This is a genomic window from Streptomyces chisholmiae, assembly GCF_031845445.1.
Taxonomy (GTDB): Bacteria; Actinomycetota; Actinomycetes; order Streptomycetales; family Streptomycetaceae; genus Streptomyces; species Streptomyces chisholmiae.
This window is the reverse complement of sequence record NZ_JAVREO010000021.1, coordinates 19,002-37,317: the sequence shown is the minus strand read 5'-3', so window position 1 is coordinate 37,317 and position 18,316 is coordinate 19,002. Positions and strand designations below refer to the sequence as shown.

The window sequence follows — 18,316 nt, the reverse complement described above, 5'->3', positions numbered from 1 at the left end:
TCCCCTGTCCGTCGAGCACTGGAGCACCACCCCATGACCAGGATCGCCCTCGCCCAGTTCGGTTCCGTCGCCTTCGATCCGGCGGCCACCGTGGAGAAGGCCGTCGACGTGATCGCCGAGGCCGCCGCCGGCGGCGCCGAGGTGGTCGTCTTCCCCGAGGCGTTCCTCGGTACCTACCCGAAGGGGCTGGCCTTCGGCAGCCCGGTGGGCCGCCGCACCGAGGAGGGGCGGGACGAGTTCCTGCGCTGCTGGCGCGGCGCCGTAGAACTGGCCGGCCCGGAGCTGGCGACGGTCGCCGAGGCCGCCGGCACGCACGGCGTCTTCGTGGTGCTGGGCACCGTCGAACGCGCCGGCCGCACCCTCTACTGCACCATCGTGCTGATCGACCAGCACGGGCGGCGCGTCGGCCACCACCGCAAGGTGATGCCCACCGGCTCCGAGCGGCTGGTCTGGGGCTTCGGCGACGGCTCCACGCTGCCGGTGGTCGACTCCCCAGCCGGCCGGCTGGGCAGCGTCGTCTGCTGGGAGAACTACCTGCCGCTGCTGCGCACCGCGATGTACGGGCAGGGCGTCGAGATCTACTGTGCCCCGACCGCCGACGACCGGGACAGCTGGCTGGCCAGCATGCGGCACATCGCCCTGGAGGGCCGCTGCTGGGTGCTGACGACCTGCCAGGTGATGCGGCGCCGGGACTATCCGGCGGAGTACGCCCCGCTGTTCGGCACCGAGCCGGACGACGTCCTGATGCGCGGCGGCTCCGCCGTGGTCTCCCCACGCGGCGAGATCGTCGCCGGGCCGGTGTACGACGAGGAGTGCCTGCTGTACGCGGAGGTCGACCGCGAGGAGATCATCCGGCAGAGCCTGGACCTCGACGTGGTCGGCCACTACGCGCGCCCCGACATCTTCGCCCTCACCGTGGACACCACGCCCCGGCCGCCGGTGACCTACCGCCGCGCCACCTGACGGCCGACGCGACGCGGGCGGTGGGCCGGCACCGGCCCACCGCCCGCGTCGTCCGGCCCGCGGTCCTACAGGGCGACGCCCAACAGGGCGTCCAGCGCGCGGCTGACCACGCCGGGCGCGCCCGGGTCCGTGCCGCCGGCACTCTCCTGCGCCGCCGCCCAGCGGTCCACCGCACGCAGCGCCGCCGGCGCGTCCAGGTCCTCCGCCAGCGCCGCGCGCACCTCGGCGAGCAGCGCCTCGGCACCCGCCGCCTCCGGGCGGGAGACGGCGTGCCGCCAGCGGCCCAGCCGGGCCACCGCGTCGGCGAGCACCGCGTCGGTCCACTCCCAGTCCGCCCGGTAGTGGTGCGCCAGCAGCGCCAGCCGGATCGCCGCCGGGTCGACACCGTCCCGCCGCAGCCGCGAGACGAGCACCAGGTTGCCCTTGGACTTGGACATCTTCTCGCCCTGGTACCCCACCATCCCGGCGTGCACGTACGCCCGTGCGTAGGGGAACTCGCCGGTCAGCACCTGGGCGTGCGAGGCGCCCATCTCGTGGTGCGGGAAGACCAGGTCGGAGCCGCCGCCCTGGACGTCGAAGCCCATGCCCAGGTGGTCCAGGGCGATGGCCACGCACTCCACGTGCCAGCCGGGACGCCCCGGCCCCAGGCTGGCGCCGTCCCAGGACGGCTCGCCCGGCCGGGCGGCCCGCCACAGCAGCGGGTCCAGCGGGTTCTTCTTGCCGGGGCGGTCCGGGTCGCCGCCGCGCTCGGCGGCCAGCTCCCGCATCACCGCCGGCTCCAGCCTGGAGACCGAGCCGAAGTGCGGGTCGGCGGCGACCGAGAAGTAGGTGTCGCCGTCCACGTCGTAGGCGGCGCCCGCGTCGCGGAGCCGCTCGATCACCGGGACGATGCCCGGTATCGCCTCCACCGCGCCGACGTAGTGCTCCGGCGGCAGCATCCGCAGCGCCGTCATGTCCTCCCGGAAGAGCGCCGTCTCCCGCTCGGCCAGCTCGGTCCACGGCTCGCCCGTGGCCTCGGCCCGCTCCAGCAGGGGATCGTCCACGTCGGTGACGTTCTGCACGTAGTGGACCCGGCGTCCCGAGTCCAGCCAGATCCGCTGTACCAGGTCGAACGCGGTGTAGGTGGCCGCGTGTCCCATGTGGGTCGCGTCATAGGGGGTGATGCCGCAGACATAGAGCCGGGCGACCGGACCGGGCGACACCGTGACCAGCGCGCCACGTGAGGTGTCGTGGAGGCGCAGGTCAGGGCTCTGACCGGGCAGGTCGGGAACCTTCGAGGCGGGCCAGGCATACATGTCCCCGAGCCTAACCGGAGCCCCCCGTCCACCACGACAGGGCCCCGGCGCCCCGTTTCGGCACCGCCACCGGGCACGTCGCGGCCGGAGGGCTCCGGGCCGGCGAGCCGACGAGCCGACGAGCAGGACCTAGATCAGCGGCCAGGGGATCGCCGGCCACTCGCCGCTGGGCGCCGGGTGGGTGCCGGCGGCCAGCAGCGCGGCCACCCGGCCGGCCAGCGCGGCCAGCTCCGCCTCGCTGAGCAGCTCCCCCAGTCGCGCGAACAGCTCGCCGCCGGCGGCCAGTTCGGCGTCGAGCGCGGCCAGCGCGGCGCGGATCTCCGGCGGCAGCGGCTCGCCGGCCCAGCCCCACAGCAGGGTGCGCAGCTTGTTCTCGGCGTGGAACGTCACCCCGTGGTCGATGGCGTACAACCGGCCGTCGGGCAGCGGCAGCAGGTGCCCGCCCTTGCGGTCGGCGTTGTTGATCACCGCGTCCAGGGTGGCCAGCCGGCGGAGCCGGGCGTCGTCGGCGTGCACCAGCAGCGCGGTGCGGCCCTCGGCCACCTCGGCGAAGCCGACCGCCTTCCAGCCCGGCTCCGGCCGCTCGCCGTCCACCAGCGCCAGCAGCTGCTCCGGGCCGCGCGCGAAGTCCGCGGCGTCCGGCGTCGGCCCCACCCACTCCTGGCACATGCCGGGCCCGAGCGGCCCGTCCCGCAGCACCGTCGGCGGCACCAGGTCCCAGCCCAGCGCCCGGCAGACCGCGTAGGCGGCGACCTCGCGCCCGGCGAGCGTGCCGTCGGGGAAGTCCCACAGCGGGCGCTCCCCGGAGACCGGCTTGTAGACGCAGGGCAGCCGGCGGCCGGCCAGCGAGACGGTGGCGTAGAGCACCGCGTTGGAGGCGTCGGTGATCCGTCCGTGGACGGTCAGCTCGCCCTCGCTCAGCAGCTCCGCCGTACTCACGCCCCGCTGCGGCGGTATCCGTTCTGGCGCGGACATACGTGTCCCTCCGGGTCGAGCGGCAGGCTGCACAGCGGGCAGGGCGGCCGGCCGGCGTTGACGACGTCGAGGGCGCGTTTGGCGAAGGCACGGGCCATGGTGCCGCTGAGCCGCACCCGCAGCATCGGCGGGCCGTTCTCGTCGTCCCGCAGCAGCCGCTCCTCGGCCTCCGCGAACTCCTCCTCGGAGGTGGCCTCCAACTCGACCAGCGCCTGCGCCTCGACGATCATGCGCTCGCTCTCGCCGTCCCAGGCCAGCGCCATGGTGCCGACCCGGAACTCCTCGTCCACGGGGACGACCAGCGGGCCGGTGTCGGCCAGCTCGGCGGGGGCCACCGCCGGCACCGTGGTGTTGCCGCCGGACCGGCGCACCACCTCGTCCAGCAGCTCGTCCATCCGCTCGGCGAGCGCCTCCACCTGCGCCTTCTCCAGGGCGACACTGGTGGTACGGCCGGCCGCCGACGCCTGTAGAAAGAAGGTACGGCGGCCAGGCAACCCGACGGTCCCGGCGACAAAGCGGTCGGGAGGGTCGTAGAGGAAGACCTGACGGGACACGTACTGCTCCGGGGGATCGATTGCTGGGACACGTGCACCCTACTGCGCCGGACGATCACCCCGCCCGGGGCGTGACCGGAAAGTCCCCCCGGGCCCGGGACCTCCCCCGGCGGCCCCCGGAAACCGTCCGAGCCGGCCTAGGCACCGCCGCCCACCGGGGTCTCGGTGGACTCGGCGGCGTCCCGGGCGGCGGCCTCGGTGCGGGGCACGAACTCGTCCAGATCCCCCGTGTCGCCGAAGCGCAGCAGCAGCGGGATCTCGGCGTAGCGGATCGCGGTCACCGAGGCGGGGTGCGGCAACAGCCGCTGGAAGAGGTCGAGATGCATCCCCAGCGCGTCGGCGACCACCGCCTTGATGTTGTCGCCGTGGGTGCACATCAGCCAGACCGCGTCCGGGCCGTGCTCCTCGGCCACCTTCGCGTCCCACTCCCGGACCGCCTCCACCAGCCGGTGCCGCATGGCGCGCAGCGACTCGCCGCCGGGGAAGACCACCGCCGAGGGCTGCGCCCGCACGGTGCGCATCAGGGGGTTCTCGGCCAACTCCTTGAGCGGCCGGTTGGTCCACTCGCCGTAGTCGCACTCGGTGACCCGCTCGTCGGCGTGCACCGGCAGCTCCGGGCGCGCCTCGGCGAGCGGGGCCACCGTCCGCGCGCAGCGCAGCAGCGGGCTGTGCACCACCAGGGCCAGCGGCACCCCGGCCAGCCGGCCGGGCAGCGCCAGCGCCTGCTCCTGGCCGTAGGCGTCCAGATCGACGCCCGGGGTGCGGCCGGCGAGCAGCCCCGAGGAGTTGGCGGTGGTCCGGCCGTGCCGGAGAAGCAACAGCGTGGGCATGGCGCCCAGGGTAGAACAGCCGGCCGGCGGCGCCGCCCCTGGCCCGACCGCCGTCCCCCGTGCGGGGCCCGGGAGTTGGCGGGGCGGCGGCCGTTCACCGGTCAAACGGGCGCCCGAACGCCACGGCCCCCGGCCCGTACGGGCGCGCGGCTCAGCCGAGGCCGGCCCGCTCCAGCGCGGCCACCCCGGCGCGCAGCCCGGCGAGCCGCTCCTCGCGGGTGAAGCCGGCCGGCGACAGCGAGAGGGTGGTGACGCCCGCGTCGGCGAACGCCCGCATCCGGTCGGCGATCCGGTCCACCGGGCCGATCAGCGTGGTGGCGTCGATCAGCTCGTGCGGCACCGCGGCGGCGGCGCCGTCCCGGTCCCCCGCGAGGTAGCGCTCCTGGATCTCGTCGGCCGCCTGCCCGAAGCCCATCCGGTGTGCCAGCGCGTGGTAGAAGTTCTGCTTGCGGCTGCCCATCCCACCCACGTAGAGGGCGGTGTACGGCCGGAAGTGGTCGGCGAGCGCCGTCAGATCGTCACCGACGGCCATCGGCACGGTCGGGACCAGGTCGAACCCGTCGAGCGACTGACCGATCCGCTCGCGCCCGGCCCGCAGATGGCGCAGCGTGGTCTCCTCCGCGTGCTCCGGCGAGAAGAAGATCACCAGCGCGCCGTCGGCGATCTCCCCGGTCTGCGCCAGGTTCTTCGGGCCGATGGCCGCGATGTACAGCGGCACCCGCTCCCGGATCGGGTGCACCGTCAGCTTCAGCGGCTTGCCCGGGCCGTCCGGCAGCGGCAGCGTCCACTGCTCGCCCTGGTGGGTCAGCCGCTCCCGGGACATCGCCTTGCGGACGATCTCCACGTACTCCCTGGTGCGGGCCAGCGGCCGGTCGAAGCGCACCCCGTACCAGCCTTCGGAGACCTGCGGGCCCGAGACCCCGAGGCCCAGCCGGAACCGGCCGCCGGAGAGGCTGTCCAGGGTGGCCGCGGTCATCGCGGTCATCGCGGGGGCGCGGGCCGGGATCTGCAGGATCGCGGAGCCGACGTCGATCCGCTCGGTCCGCGCGGCGACCCAGGAGAGCACCGTCGGCGCGTCCGAGCCGTACGCCTCGGCCACCCAGCAGACCGCGTAGCCGAGCCGGTCGGCCTCCTGGGCGACCACCAGGTTGTCCGCGTCCATCCCGGCGCCCCAGTAGCCGAGGTTGATTCCGAGCCGCATGAGATCCCCTTCGCCGCCGCCTACCGACCGGTAACGCACCGGTCATCCGGACTGTAGTCGGTACCGCAAGTACGCTCAACGCCCATGGATCTCAGGCATCTCGGCCGCACCGGACTGCGCGTGACACGACTGGGGCTCGGCACCCTCACCTGGGGCCGGGAGATCGACGACCGGGGCGCGGCCGAACTGCTGCGGACCTTCTGGGCGGCCGGCGGCAACCTGGTGGACACCGCGGACGTGTACGCCGACGGCGAGGCCGAGGCGATGCTGGGCCGGCTGGTCGGCGGCTCGGTGGCCCGCCGGGACCTGGTGATCGCCACCAAGGCCGGCAGCGTCCCCGACCCGGACCGCCGCTTCGACACCTCGCGCGGCCACCTGCTCGCCGCCCTGGACGCCTCCCTGGCACGGCTGGGCACCGACTACGTCGACCTGTGGCAGATCCACGCCTTCGACCGGGAGACCCCGCTGGAGGAGACGCTCCAGGCGGTGGACATCGCGATCAGCTCCGGCCGGGCCCGCTACGCCGGGGTCTCCAACTTCTCCGGCTGGCAGCTGGCCAAGGCCGCCACCTGGCAGCTGGCCGCCCCCGGCCGGAGCCGGCTGGCCAGCACCCAGATGGAGTACTCGCTGCTGCAACGCGGCGTGGAGCGCGAGGTGTTGCCGGCCGCGCTGGACCTCGGCATCGGGCTGCTGCCGTCCTCGCCGCTGGGCCGCGGGGTGCTCAGCGGCAAGTACCGGGACGGCGCCAGGCCGGCCGACTCGCGGGGCGCGTCCGAGGTGCTCGCCGGCTTCGTCGCCCCCTACCTGGACGAGGCGGCGAGCCGGGTGGTGGACGCGGTGTCGATAGCCGCGGACGGGCTGGCCGTGACGCCGGCGCAGGTGGCGCTCGCCTGGGTGCGGGACCGGCCCGGCGTGGTGGCGCCGCTGCTGGGCGTCCGGTCGGCCCGCCAGCTGGAGGAGGCGTTGTCAGTGGAGACGCTTAGTCTTCCCGATGAGATCCGCCGGGCCCTGGACGACGTCTCCGCCCCGGTGCACCACTACCCCGACCAGGACTGGAGTTCGCTGTGACCTCCGAGCACGCCACGCCCACCGCCGACCCGGCGGCGGAGCTGCGGGCCGCCGTGCGCGCCGTGGAGAGCGGTGAGCGCGCCGCCGCCTCGTTCTTCAACCAGCCGGCCCCGCCCCGGCCCGCGGCGCGCCCGGCGGCCGGCGGGCCGCCGCCGGCCGCCGAGGGGGCGCCGGTCGCGGTCCCGGAGGAGCTGCCGGCGCTGCTGGCCGCCGGGGGCGCGCCGGCCGCGCTGGCGCCCCGGGTCGCCGCCGCGCTCGGCGCCGGCGCGGTCGAGGCGCTGCGCGCCGACCCCTGGCAGCTGCTGGCCGCCCGGGGCGTCCAGCCGGGTCAGGCCGACGAGTTCGCCCGGGCGCTGCTCGGCGCCGAGGCCGGCCCGGGCGACGAGCGGCGCGGCGCCGCGCTGCTCGGCTGGCTGCTGGAGCGGGCCGCGCTCGCCGGGCACACGGCGCTGACGCCGGGCGCGCTGGCCGCCGGCCTCGCCGAGCACGGCGTGCCGGAGCCCGAGGAGGCGGTCAGGGCCGGCATCGAGGACGGCGTCGTGCTGGTCTTCCAGGACCGGGGCGCGCCGCCGCCCGAGCCCGGCGCGGAGCCGGCGGAGCAAGCCGAGATCCAGCTGCTGGTGGGCCTGGAGCGGTACGCCCTGGCCGAGGAGAGCCTGGCCGACGGCCTGGCCCGGCTGCGCGCCACGCTGGCGCCGCCGGCCGGCGAGGCGGCCGACGGCTGGGCGGCCGCCGCGGCGGCGGCGCCCGGCCCGTCGGCCGGCGAGCTGGTCCGGGCGGCGGCCGGGGCCGCCGTGCTGGCGCACACGGGGGGCGCGACGGCGGCGGCCGAGCCGCTGGCGCTGACCGCCGCCGCCCGGGGGCTCGGGCTGCGCGTCGCGGTCGCGGCGCACCAGCCGGCCGGCCGCCGGCGGGCGGCCGCGGCGCTGGGCGCCGAGGCGGCGGAGGCGGCGGTCACGGTCGCCGGGCTGCTGGCCGGCCGGGAGGGCCCGGGGCGGGACGCGGAGGGCCGGTTCCCGCTGGACCTGCTGGTGGTGCTGGACGCCGGCCAGTTGGCCGCCGAGCCGGCCGCCGCGCTGGTGGAGTCGCTGCCGGACGGCGCCCGGCTGGTGCTCAGCGGCGACCCGCTGCTGCTGGGCTCGGCCGGCCCGGGCCAGGTGCTGGCCGACGTGCTGGCCAGTGGCGGCTTCCCGAAGGTCGTCTCCCGCACGCCGGACCCGGGCCCGGTCGGCGAGCTGGTCTCCGGCATCGGTGTCGGCGAGCTGGTCGAGGTGGCGGCGCCGGACCGGGAGGTGGTGATCGTGCCGGTCACCGCCCCGGGAGAGGCGGTGCACCGGGCGGTCCAGCTGGTCGCCGAGTCCATCCCGCGGGCGTTCGAGCTGGCCGCCGAGCAGATCCAGGTGATCGTGCCGGCGCACGGCGGGCCGGCGGGCACCCGGGCGCTCAACGCGGCGCTCAAGGAGCGGCTCAACGCGGGCCCCGGCGCCTTCGGCGGCTTCGACCCGGGCGACCGGGTGGCGCACTCCCCGGCGCCCGGCCGGCTGCGGCTGGCCCGGGTGGTCGGGGCCGACGAGCGGGGGCTGCGACTGCGGGACGAGGACGGCGAGTTCGGGGTGGCGCGGGAGCTGGTCGCCGAGACCGTCCGGCACGGCTGGGCGGTCACCGCCCACCAGGCGGCCGGCCTGCGCTGGCCGGCCGCCGTGGTGGTGCTCCCGGCGGACGCGGCCGGCGCGCTGGACCGCCGCTGGGTGTACACGGCGTTCGGCCGGGCCGCCCGGCATCTCTCGGTGGTGCAGGGCTGCGGCCCGGCGCTGGCGGCGGCGGTCGCGGCGCCGCCGGCCGGCGAGCGGGCCACGCGGCTGCGCGCGCTGCTGCGCGAGCAGCCGCCGCCGGCGTCGGACGCGGGGTGAGGCCGCCCCGCCCCGCCCGGGCCCGCCGGGCGGGTGGGGCGGGTCGCGGTGCCGGGCGGGCGAGGTGACGCCGGCGGGCGCCCCGGTCAGGAGCCGAGCCAGCGGGGCACCTCGTCCACCGCGTCCAACGCCTCGTCGTCGAACGCGTCGCTGATGTCGAAGCGGCAGACCACCCGCTCCGGGGCGACGGAGTCGAAGGGGGCGGAGAGCCACTCCCCCGGCTCCGCCGGCTCGTCCTGGGCGGTGACCCAGAGCGTGGCGTCGCCCTCGGCGAGGCCGAACTCCTCGTGCCGGGAGGCGATCTCGTCGGCGTCGAACTCGCCGAAGAGCACGCCGAGCGCCGCCTTGACGCTGCGCCCGGCGGCCGGCTCGGCCGAGGCGTCCGGCGTCTCCACCCCCTCGGAGTCCAGCTCGGCGATGCGCGCGGCCTGGGCGAGCAGCCGCCGTGGCTCGGCCACGGTGTAGTCCCGGCGTTGGTAGACGCTCAGCACCTCCGGTTCCTCGGGGCCCTGGTAGCTGGCCCCGTCCGAGGTCGGCACCTCGAAGGGGGTGACCTCGTCGTAGGCGTCGTAGAGCAGCTCGTCGTAGACCTCGCCCGCCGCCGCCATCTCGTTAAAGGCGGCGAACACGGCGGCATCGGCCGCCTCGACCTCCGCATCGCCGGCCGCCACCCGTCGTTCGATGGCGGCCAGGTGCCGGTCGAGCGCTTCTTTGAGCGCCTCCGCGGCGGCACGGACTTCGGCAGCCGTGGGCTGCGCAGCATCAGACATGGTGCAGACGGTATCGGCATCCTGGGCTTGGCCGCACAATAGATTCGATGCCGGAATACGAGTTTCGCGATGTGTACGTGCCGCGTGGGGTCTCCCGCGCCGCCGCCACCCGTCTGCTGACCGAGCACGCCGAGTACGGACACTGGGAGCTGGCGCGGCTCCGCCTCTACCCGGACGGGAGCCGTCGGGTGCGGCTGCGCCGGCGGATCATCCGCCAGCTGCGGCCCACCTGGTGAGCCGTCCCCCCGGGCGCGGCCAGGCGCCCGGCCTGCGGAGATCCCGACCGGTGACGGCGGCCCCGGGCAGCGGCTGACCCCCGGGAACAGCCGAACGCCCCCGACGGCCGGCCGGCCGTGCCCCGGAGGCGGCCGGCCGCGCCAGGCCATCGGGCACCGCCCCGGGACCGCGGGCCGCACCGGACAAACAGAAGAACGAGTGGGCCCGCCGTCGGGACCCACTCGTTCTGTCGGCGCGCGCCGGTCGGGCTGTCCCTTCGGGCGCGGCGCCGACCGGATCAGCCCTGCTGGACCATCCGGGACCTGCGGTAGAGCAGCGCCCCGCCGAGCACCAGTCCGGCCCCCACCGGCACCGCGGCGAGCAGCGCGAAGTTGCCGCCGGTGGCGGCGAGTTGCGTGGTCTCCTCGGTGGCCGTCGGCTGCTCGGCGACCGGCTCGGTGACCGGCTCCGGGGAGGTCTCCTCGGGGACCACCTCGGGGGACTCGCCGGCCGGGGACTCACCCTCGGGAGCGGGCTCCTCCTCGACGGGGGTCTTCGGCTCCTCCGGCGGCGCCTCCGGGTTGGGCGCGTTCTCCACCGGGCTCACGCCGTTGGCGCACTCGTTGCCGGTGGTCGGGTTGAGGGCGCCGACCACGTCGACGCTGTTGCCACAGGCGTTGACCGGGATGTCGATCGGGGCTTGGACCGAGTTGCCCGAGATGAAGCCGGGCGAGCCGCTGGCGCCCCCGGTCGCCCGCGCCCCGCCGTCGCCCGCGTTGACGCAGGTGTTGCCGAACGCCGGGTTGAGCAGCCCGGCCACGTTGACGGTGTTCCCGCAAACGTTCACCGGCACGTGGATCGGCGCCTGGACGGAGTTCCCGGAGATGACCCCGGGCGAGTTCGCCGCGCCGCCCTCCGCCTCGGAGTCGGCGAAGGCGACACCGCCGGAGGCGGCCAGCACGCCGCCGGCGGCGAATACGGTGAGCAGGCCGTTTCGCGTGACCTGTCGCATGGTTCTTTCCCCTGCCTTGCTTTGGGATGGGTCGCGGGGTGGGGGGTGAGGGCACCCGCGCCCGCCGGAGAGCCTGGGCGGCCCCGGTGCGCCTACGCGCTCCGGGACCGCCGGCTCAAGCCCTCGTGGGATGGGGGTGTCGCTCAGGCGTTGACGCAGACGTTGCCGAACGTCGGGTTCAGCAGCGCGATGATGTCAACGGTGTTCCCACACAGGTTGATCGGCACGTGGATCGGGACCTGGATGTTGTTCCCCGAGATCACGCCCGGCGAGCCGAACGCGCCACCGGCGGCACCGGAGTCCGCGACCGCGAGCCCGGCACCGGCCAGCGCCAGACCGCTGGCGGCAGCCGCAGTGGCGACGACCTTCTTGATCATTACTTCCTCCTCATGGACAACGCGGACCCCAGCCGGGGACTGCATGTGTTGCAACGAGGAGCCCAAAACAAGGGCACGAAACCCCGCGGGTATTCACCTAACTTGGGGAATTCCGCACGAACGAACGATTATCGTCAGGGCAGATCAGCACTGATCGAGGAACCGGTCGAGCACCCGTACGCCGAACTGGAGGCCGTCCACCGGCACTCGCTCGTCCACCCCGTGGAACATCCCGGCGAAGTCCAGCTCCGGCGGCAGCTTCAGCGGCGCGAAGCCGAAGGCCCGGATGCCCAGGTCGTCGAAGGACTTCGCGTCCGTCCCGCCGGAGAGCATGTACGGCACGGCCCGGGCGATCGGGTCCTCGGCGACCAGCGCGGTCTGCATCGCGTCCACCAACGCCCCGTCGAAGCTGGTCTCCAAAGCCTTGTCGCTGTGGATGTCCTCACGCCGCACCCGGGGGCCGAGCACCCGGTCCAGGTCGGCCAGGAACTCCTCCTCGAAGCCCGGCAGGAACCGGCCGTCCACCGCCGCCGTCGCCTGGCCGGGAATGACGTTCACCTTGTAGCCGGCGTCGAGTTGGGTGGGCGCCGCGGTGTTCTGGAGGGTGGCGCCGATCAACTTGGCGATGCCGCCGAGCTTGGCGAGGGTCTCCTCCATGTTCTCCGGGTCCAACGGGGTGCCCAGCGCGTCGGACAGCTCGTCCAGGAAGGACCGCACGGTCTTGGTGACCCGCACCGGGAAGGTGTGCCGGCCCAGCCGGGCGACCGCCTCGCACAGCTCGGTGATGGCGTTGTCGTCGTTGGTCATCGACCCGTGGCCGGCGGTGCCGTCCACCGTCAGCCGCATCCAGTGCATGCCCTTCTGGGCCGTCTCCACCAGGTAGAGACGCAGCTTCTCGTTGACGGTGAACGAGAAGCCGCCCACCTCGCCGATGGCCTCGGTGACGCCCTCGAACAGGTCCGGGTGGTGGTCGACCAGGTGCCGGGCACCGTAGACGCCGCCGGCCTCCTCGTCGGCGAGGAAGGCGAGCACGATGTCCCGCGGCGGCTTGCGGCCGGTGCGCATCCGCTCCCTGACGACGGCCAGCGTCATCGCGTCCATGTCCTTCATGTCCACCGCGCCACGGCCCCAGACGCAGCCGTCGGCGATCTCGCCGGAGAACGGGTGGTGCGTCCAGTCGTCCGCGTTGGCCGGCACCACGTCGGTGTGGCCGTGGATCAGCAGCGCCGGGCGGGACGGGTCCTCGCCGGCGATCCGGGCGACGGTGGAGGCCCGGCCCGGGTGCGACTCGAAGATCCGCGGTTCGAGCCCCACCTCGGCGAGCTGCTCCGCCACGTACTCGGCGGCGGCCCGCTCACCCGGCCCCGAGTGGTCGCCGTAGTTGCTGGTATCGATCCGGATCAGGTCGCGGCACAGCTCGACGACCTCCTCCTCCGCGCGGCCCGGCTTGGCACGGTCCTGGCTGGGGCTGCTCTCGGTCACACTGCCTCCTCCTGCGGTACGTGCTCCCATCCTCCCCCCGCTCCGGCCCGATCCCAAGGCCGGCCCGGGCCCACCGCCGGGCGGCTCACGAGCCCGCTGACCTTTGCTATGGTTGCCCTCGTGAGCGCGACCAGGGAGTCGCGTCCGCGCCTTGTCCGGGTGGCGGAATGGCAGACGCGCTAGCTTGAGGTGCTAGTGCCCGTTTAAGGGCGTGGGGGTTCAAGTCCCCCCTCGGACACCACCAGAAACCCCAGTTGACCTGGGGTTTTTCTGTTACTAGGGGCATGCCGTGACCAGCGGCGTGACCAACGCGAGCGATCTGGCTCCGTCAGCCGACGCCTGAACTCTCCCGTTCCGCCTCGGGGCGGCCGCCCGAGGCGGCCGGCCGTGGGTGTGCATCTGACCGGCTGCCGGGCCGCGTTGGTCGGGGCGGGCGATCAACTGCCCGCGGAGTGGTCCCGGGCGAGGAGTTCCGCCGTGAGTTCGATGCAGCGGACCCGGGCGGGGGAGAAGTCGTAGGGCATCTTGGTGACCGCTTCGGAGGCGCTCAGCTGTGCGGGCTCCTCGTCCTGCACCTCGACGTCGTGGGTCTCGAAGAGCTTCTCCTCGTCCGCGTCCAGTCCGACCGCCTCGGCGGCCTTCTCCAGGGCCTTGTGGTGGGCGTACCGCCGTGCGGCGAGTTCGTCGACGCGGGGGTCATGGGGATCGATGCCGTCGTCGAGGGCGGCCTCGGCGGCGTCGAGACGGTCGTCCTCGGCCCTCAGGTCGGGGTGGGTGGCCAGCACGATGAACACGCTCGCCTGGACGGCGGCGCCCAGCGGGCCGAAGATCCGTTCCGTGACCAGCAGGGTGTCCAGGTCGGAGGGACGCAGCGCGCCCGGGGGCAGGTGGCCGAGCCGGTCCGTCACCAGTTCGGAGAGCAGCCCGAGCGGGCTGCCCACGGCCCGCAGGCGCTGGACCACGGCGCGCTGGCGTTTGATGTCGGCCTCCTTGGCGGCCAGGGCCTCCTCCAGCCGGCCCAGGTTCTCCTCGATGTCGCGGGCTTCGTCGAAGGCGGCCCGCATGTCGTCGAGGCCGATGCCGGCGTCCGCCATCCTGCGGATCCACAGCAGACGGATCATGTCGTGGTAGCCGTAACGGCGACGGCCGTCCCCGCCTCGCTCGGGCTCCGGCAGCAGACCGATCTCGTGGTAATGGCGAATCGCGCGCGGGGTGCTCCCGGCGAACGCGGCCGCATCACCGATCTTGACCTGGCGGGGAGGCGTGAAGGATGGGTGCATCGCGGAAGGGCCTTTCGTCCTGTGGTGCCTCGACGACATCACATGCCGCTACGGCATGTGCAACAGCCCACCACCCAGGCCCGCCCCCCTGCGACGGGGACCCGAGCAGGGTGACCCCGGGACCGGAGGACCGGCGCCGCGCGCACCACGCGTGACAACAAGCGGTCGGGTGAGCGGGCACCAGGCGCAGGCCGGGCACCGGTCTCGTCATGTAGAGGAAACCGCAGGTCAGGGGCCTGACGACGGGCTGTCCCTGGTGGCGGTTCACGTCCCCCGGGACACTGCCGGAAAGACCCCGGCCGAACCGGGGTCTTTCCGGTGTGTGCGGCGCGGTCGGCCCGTTCGGGGGTCCGGTGATTTCTTCGGTGGCGACCGGTAAGTCGCGACACCGGCGCCGGAGATCGACTTCCCAAGTGGCCGCCGAAATACCCGCTATCGGACTCGCCGTTCCGCCGGCATCGCGCCCTGGAAAAGCGGGGCGCGTCGGGTAATTCACATCCGATACGAGGTCGATAACGAGTTTCCCAAATCGTCTTCCGGCGACCCGAGATCCCTCCCCCGAAGGCGACCGAGCCACCCAGCCCGCCGGGTGGGCGCGGGACGGGGAAGTGGCCCGATCACGTCGTGCGCCGGGCGTCGGGGGATGGGCTCACGGCGTACTCGCTCATATCCGGAACGTGGCCGGCGCGACCTTCGACAAGGCGGGAAATTCCGACGTTACGACCGCGCGCCCCGGCGCCGGAGATCGGCGTCGGCGACGACCGAAGCGGCTCGGGTCCCCGCAGACCCGACACCGCTGAGCTGTTGGTTTCCCAGCCGGACCGGGGTGGCGGCCGGGGCGGGTTGGTCGGCTGGGCGGCGGGGGACAGTACCGCTTCGGTCGGCTTCGCCGCTGTCGTACCATCGCGCCGGATCAGCACGTCGAGAGGCCGATCGTTATCGCCTCGGAACACCTGCAATGTGCATCTTGTGGGTGGCTCATGTAAGGGTAGACGGCGTCGTAGGGTCCCCGGTCATCGGATTGTGCGTCCCCGACACCGCCGCCCGGCGTGTGATACGCGAAGGCGGCCGTCCCTTGTCCCCGACCCTGGAGCATCGTGCCGGTCATAGAAGCGAAAGGCCTGACCAAGATATTCGGCCGCAAACCGCAGCGTGGCGTGCGGATGCTGGCCGAAGGAACCGACCGCGAACAGCTCCGTCGTGAAGGACTGACGGCGGCGGTAATCAACGCCACATTCGACGTTCAACCCGGCGAGATCTTCGTCGTGATGGGGCTGTCCGGCTCCGGTAAGTCGACCCTGATCCGCATGATCAACGGTCTGCTGGAACCGACGGACGGCACCCTGCGCATCGGGGGCGAGGACGTCACCCACCTCTCCGCGGCCGGGCTGCGGGAGATGCGGCGCACCAAGGTGAGCATGGTGTTCCAGCACTTCGCGCTGCTGCCGCACCGCACCGTGGGCGAGAACGCCGCCTACGCCCTCGAACTGCGCGGGGTGAACAGGGCCGACCGGCAGCGCGCCGGTGAGGAGGCCCTCGCCCTGGTGGGGCTCAAGGGCTGGGGCGGCCACCTGCCCTCCGAACTTTCCGGCGGGATGCGCCAGCGGGTCGGCCTGGCCCGCGCCCTGGCCGCCGGCACCGACATCATGCTCATGGACGAGGCGTTCAGCGCCCTGGACCCGCTGATCCGCAAGGAGATGCAGGACCAGCTGCTGGAGCTCCAGTCCGAGCTGGGCAAGACGATCCTGTTCATCACCCACGACCTCAACGAGGCCATGCGGCTGGGCGAGCGGATCGCGATGATGCGCGACGGGCGGATCGTGCAGGTCGGCAGCGCCGAGGAGATCCTCAACGAGCCGGCCAACGACTACGTCTCGCAGTTCGTGGCCGACGTGGACCGCACCCGGGTACTGACCGCGGGCGCCGTGATGGAGCGCCCGGTCGCCGTGGTCGGGCCCAAGACCGGCCCGAAGGCGGCCCACCGGCTGATGCGTGAGCACCAGACCCAGGCGCTGCTGGTGGTCAGCAACGACCGCAGGGTGCGGGGCGTGGTCTACGAGGAGGACATCGCCGAGGCCGTGCGCGCGGGCGTCGAGGCGCTGCCGCTGCGCACCGAGGGAGTCGCCCAGGTGAGCCCGGACGACTTCCTGGCCGACCTGTTCCAGCACGCGGCCGCGACCCGCGCGCCGCTGGCCGTGGTGAACGAGGCCGGCGCGCTGGTCGGGATCATCCCCCGGGTGACCCTGCTCAGCGCGTTGACGCCGCCGAGCGTCGACGATCCGCGCGGCGACGGGGCCGAGGCCGCCCTTGAGACCACCGCCGGAGGCGCCCGATGAACTCGCTGCCGCACCTCCCCCTCGGGGAGTACGTGGACGACGGCATCCGGTGGATCAAGGACAACATGTCCGGGCTGCTGGACAGCATCAAGGATTCGCTGGAGTTCCTCGTCGAGGGCCTCAGCGACTGGCTGCTGACCCTGCCCTCGCTGATCGTCGTCATCCTGTTCGCGCTGCTGGGCACGGCCGTCCGGTCGGTCAGGTTCGGGATCTTCGCGCTCCTGGGCACCGGCCTGATCGTGAGCATGGAGCTGTGGGAGCCGGCGATGCAGACGCTCGCCATGGTCCTCGTCGCGACGTTCATCGCGGTGCTGATCGCCGTCCCGGTCGGCGTGCTGGCCGCCCGCAACAACACGGTCAGCGCCGTCGTCCGGCCGGTGCTCGACCTGATGCAGACCATGCCGGCGCTGGTGTACCTGGTGCCCGTGGTGATCTTCTTCAGCATCGGCTACGCGCCCGGTGTGGTGGCCACCATCGTCTTCTCGATGGCGCCCGGCGTCCGGCTGACCGAGCTGGGCATCCGGCAGGTCGACAAGGAGACCGTGGAGGCCGGGCAGGCCTTCGGCGGCACGCCGTGGCAGATCCTGCGGGGCATCCAGCTGCCGCTCGGGCTGCCGACCATCATGGCCGGCGTCAACCAGGTGATCATGCTGGCCCTGTCGATGGCCGTGATGGCCGGCTTCGTGGGCGCCGACGGGCTCGGGAAGATCGTGGTCGAGTCGCTGTCGCGGGTCAACGTCGCCGTCGGCTTCGAGGCCGGGCTGGCGATCGTGATCCTGGCCATCTTCCTGGACCGGCTCACCGGTGCCATCGGGCAGCCCACCGGGCGCTCGTTCACCGCCTTCCTGCGCCGCCGCCGGCAGGCGGCCGAGCGGGCCGCCAGCGAGCGGGCCGCCACCGAGGAGGTCACCGCCGGGCGGGACGCCACCTCGTTGCGGAAGTCGCCGACCGTGCCAGCGGCGTGACCCCCCGGGTCAGAAAACTCGCACTCCCCCCTGTTGTCGAAGAGAGAAGAGAACTCATGAGAACCCCCACCTCCCGGCGCCGTCAGCTCTCCGCCGTGGCCGTCGCCGCGACCCTCGGACTGACCCTGGCCGCCTGCGGCGACTCGGACGACGACGAGAGCAACGGCGGTGGCTCCGGTGGCGGGGACACCATCACCCTGGGCTACATCCCGTCCTGGACGGACGGCCTGAGCACCGCCTACCTGCTGGAGCACCTCCTCGAAGAGGCCGGCTACACGGTCGAGCACGAGGAGATCAGCGAGGCCGGCGTGCTCTACACGGCGCTCGCCGAGGGCGATGTCGACATGTTCCCCTCGGCCTGGCCCGAGGTGACCCACGCCTCCTACATGGAGCAGTACGGGGACCGCATCGAGGACATCGGCGCCTACTACGACAACGCCGTCCTCACCTTCGCCGTTCCCGAGTACAGCGAGATCACCTCGATCGCCGAGCTGCCCGACTACGTGGACGTGCTCGACGGCCGGATCGTCGGCATCGAGCCCGGCGCCGGCCTGACCGAGGCCACCCAGGAGAGCGTCATCCCGACGTACGGCCTGGACGAGGCCGGCTTCTCGCTGGCGACCTCCTCCACCTCGACGATGCTCACCGAGCTGGGCAACGCGATCGACTCGCAGGAGGAGATCGTCGTCACGCTCTGGCGTCCGTTCTGGGCCAACGCCGAGTTCCCGGTGCGCGACCTGGAGGACCCGGAGGGCGCGCTCGGTGAGGCCGAGGCCCTGCACTTCCTGGGCCGCGAGGGCTTCGGCGGGGACTTCCCCGAGGTCGCCGAGTGGATCGCGGGCATCCAGCTCTCCGACGAGGAGTACGGCGCGCTGGAGGACCTCGTGGTGAACCAGCACCCGGACGACCCGGCCGCCGGCGTCGCCGAGTGGCTTGAGGAGCACGCCGACGTGGTCGGCGCGCCGCCCGCCGCCAGCTGACCCGATCGAACCGATCGAACCGGCCGCGACCAGGCACCGGCTCGGCCCCACCGTCCCCGTTCGGGGGCGGTGGGGCCGAGCCGTGTGCGTGGACCGGGTCGG

The 18,316-nt window shown here is 73.8% G+C and carries 16 protein-coding genes, 1 tRNA gene and 1 pseudogene; 8 read left to right on the top strand and 10 right to left on the bottom strand.

Annotation, left to right across the window (positions count from 1 at the left end; translation table 11 throughout):
• Nucleotides 1-33 precede the first annotated feature (33 nt).
• A complete protein-coding gene (locus RM844_RS26940) occupies nt 34-963 on the top strand; it encodes a carbon-nitrogen hydrolase family protein (RefSeq protein WP_311670002.1) in 930 nt (309 codons plus the stop codon).
• Nucleotides 964-1,028: 65 nt separating this feature from the next.
• Here RM844_RS26940 and mshC read toward each other — a convergent pair whose 3' ends face one another.
• From mshC to RM844_RS26915, 5 genes are all read right to left on the bottom strand, one after another.
• Nucleotides 1,029-2,258 carry a cysteine--1-D-myo-inosityl 2-amino-2-deoxy-alpha-D-glucopyranoside ligase gene (gene mshC / locus RM844_RS26935; protein WP_311670001.1) on the bottom strand — a complete coding sequence of 410 codons (1,230 nt, stop codon included), beginning with the start codon at nt 2,256-2,258 and terminating at the stop codon, nt 1,029-1,031.
• Nucleotides 2,259-2,387: 129 nt separating this feature from the next.
• Nucleotides 2,388-3,233: an SCO1664 family protein gene (locus RM844_RS26930; RefSeq protein ID WP_311670000.1), complete on the bottom strand. Its 846-nt coding sequence runs from the start codon at nt 3,231-3,233 to the stop codon at nt 2,388-2,390.
• Nucleotides 3,194-3,787, bottom strand: coding sequence for a DUF3090 domain-containing protein (locus RM844_RS26925; RefSeq protein ID WP_311669999.1), 594 nt, complete (start codon nt 3,785-3,787; stop codon nt 3,194-3,196). The genes RM844_RS26930 and RM844_RS26925 overlap by 40 nt, the downstream gene beginning before the upstream one ends.
• A gap of 137 nt (nt 3,788-3,924) precedes the next feature.
• On the bottom strand, nt 3,925-4,617 hold the full coding sequence (locus tag RM844_RS26920; RefSeq protein WP_311669998.1) for an MSMEG_4193 family putative phosphomutase: 693 nt from the start codon (nt 4,615-4,617) through the stop codon (nt 3,925-3,927).
• A gap of 151 nt (nt 4,618-4,768) precedes the next feature.
• A complete protein-coding gene (locus RM844_RS26915) occupies nt 4,769-5,818 on the bottom strand; it encodes an LLM class F420-dependent oxidoreductase (protein WP_311669997.1) in 1,050 nt (349 codons plus the stop codon).
• A gap of 84 nt (nt 5,819-5,902) precedes the next feature.
• Here RM844_RS26915 and RM844_RS26910 point away from each other — a divergent pair, with 84 nt between their 5' ends.
• Together RM844_RS26910 and RM844_RS26905 are read left to right on the top strand one after the other, a co-directional pair.
• Entirely contained in the window at nt 5,903-6,886 is a 984-nt protein-coding gene (locus RM844_RS26910) for an aldo/keto reductase (RefSeq protein WP_311669996.1), read from the top strand.
• Complete coding sequence (locus RM844_RS26905; RefSeq protein WP_311669995.1) at nt 6,883-8,796, top strand: helix-hairpin-helix domain-containing protein; 1,914 nt, start codon at nt 6,883-6,885, stop codon at nt 8,794-8,796. Before RM844_RS26910 ends, RM844_RS26905 begins: the two co-directional genes overlap by 4 nt.
• Nucleotides 8,797-8,882: 86 nt before the next feature.
• On the opposite strand, the gene RM844_RS26900 is transcribed toward RM844_RS26905, so the two are convergent.
• Nucleotides 8,883-9,566 carry a hypothetical protein gene (locus RM844_RS26900; protein WP_311669994.1) on the bottom strand — a complete coding sequence of 228 codons (684 nt, stop codon included), beginning with the start codon at nt 9,564-9,566 and terminating at the stop codon, nt 8,883-8,885.
• 47 nt (nt 9,567-9,613) lie between these two features.
• On the opposite strand from RM844_RS26900, the gene RM844_RS26895 reads away from it, so the two are divergent.
• The gene (locus RM844_RS26895; protein ID WP_059008558.1) at nt 9,614-9,802 is read left to right on the top strand and encodes a DUF5703 family protein; all 189 of its coding nucleotides are present in this window, start codon (nt 9,614-9,616) and stop codon (nt 9,800-9,802) included.
• Nucleotides 9,803-10,080: 278 nt separating this feature from the next.
• On the opposite strand, the gene RM844_RS26890 is transcribed toward RM844_RS26895, so the two are convergent.
• The 3 genes from RM844_RS26890 to RM844_RS26880 form a co-directional block, all read right to left on the bottom strand.
• Entirely contained in the window at nt 10,081-10,794 is a 714-nt protein-coding gene (locus tag RM844_RS26890; protein WP_311669993.1) for a chaplin, read from the bottom strand.
• Between the two features lie 143 nt (nt 10,795-10,937).
• Complete coding sequence (locus RM844_RS26885; RefSeq protein ID WP_311669992.1) at nt 10,938-11,171, bottom strand: chaplin; 234 nt, start codon at nt 11,169-11,171, stop codon at nt 10,938-10,940.
• A gap of 144 nt (nt 11,172-11,315) precedes the next feature.
• Complete coding sequence (locus RM844_RS26880; RefSeq protein WP_394814606.1) at nt 11,316-12,683, bottom strand: M20/M25/M40 family metallo-hydrolase; 1,368 nt, start codon at nt 12,681-12,683, stop codon at nt 11,316-11,318.
• Nucleotides 12,684-12,806: 123 nt separating this feature from the next.
• Here RM844_RS26880 and RM844_RS26875 point away from each other — a divergent pair.
• A tRNA-Leu gene (locus tag RM844_RS26875) sits at nt 12,807-12,894 on the top strand.
• A 196-nt stretch (nt 12,895-13,090) separates the two neighbouring features.
• Here RM844_RS26875 and RM844_RS26870 read toward each other — a convergent pair.
• Nucleotides 13,091-13,933 carry a MerR family transcriptional regulator gene (locus tag RM844_RS26870; RefSeq protein ID WP_311669990.1) on the bottom strand — a complete coding sequence of 281 codons (843 nt, stop codon included), beginning with the start codon at nt 13,931-13,933 and terminating at the stop codon, nt 13,091-13,093.
• A 1,097-nt stretch (nt 13,934-15,030) separates the two neighbouring features.
• Between RM844_RS26870 and RM844_RS26865 the strand changes: the two genes are divergently transcribed.
• The 3 genes and pseudogenes from RM844_RS26865 to RM844_RS26855 all read left to right on the top strand — a co-directional run bounded on the left by RM844_RS26865 (nt 15,031) and on the right by RM844_RS26855 (nt 18,214).
• Entirely contained in the window at nt 15,031-16,269 is a 1,239-nt protein-coding gene (locus RM844_RS26865) for a quaternary amine ABC transporter ATP-binding protein (RefSeq protein WP_311669989.1), read from the top strand.
• A 272-nt stretch (nt 16,270-16,541) separates the two neighbouring features.
• Nucleotides 16,542-17,120 (top strand): annotated as a pseudogene (locus tag RM844_RS33780) (ABC transporter permease); the annotation flags it as partial.
• A gap of 170 nt (nt 17,121-17,290) precedes the next feature.
• On the top strand, nt 17,291-18,214 hold the full coding sequence (locus RM844_RS26855; RefSeq protein ID WP_311669987.1) for a glycine betaine ABC transporter substrate-binding protein: 924 nt from the start codon (nt 17,291-17,293) through the stop codon (nt 18,212-18,214).
• Nucleotides 18,215-18,316: the final 102 nt, after the last annotated feature.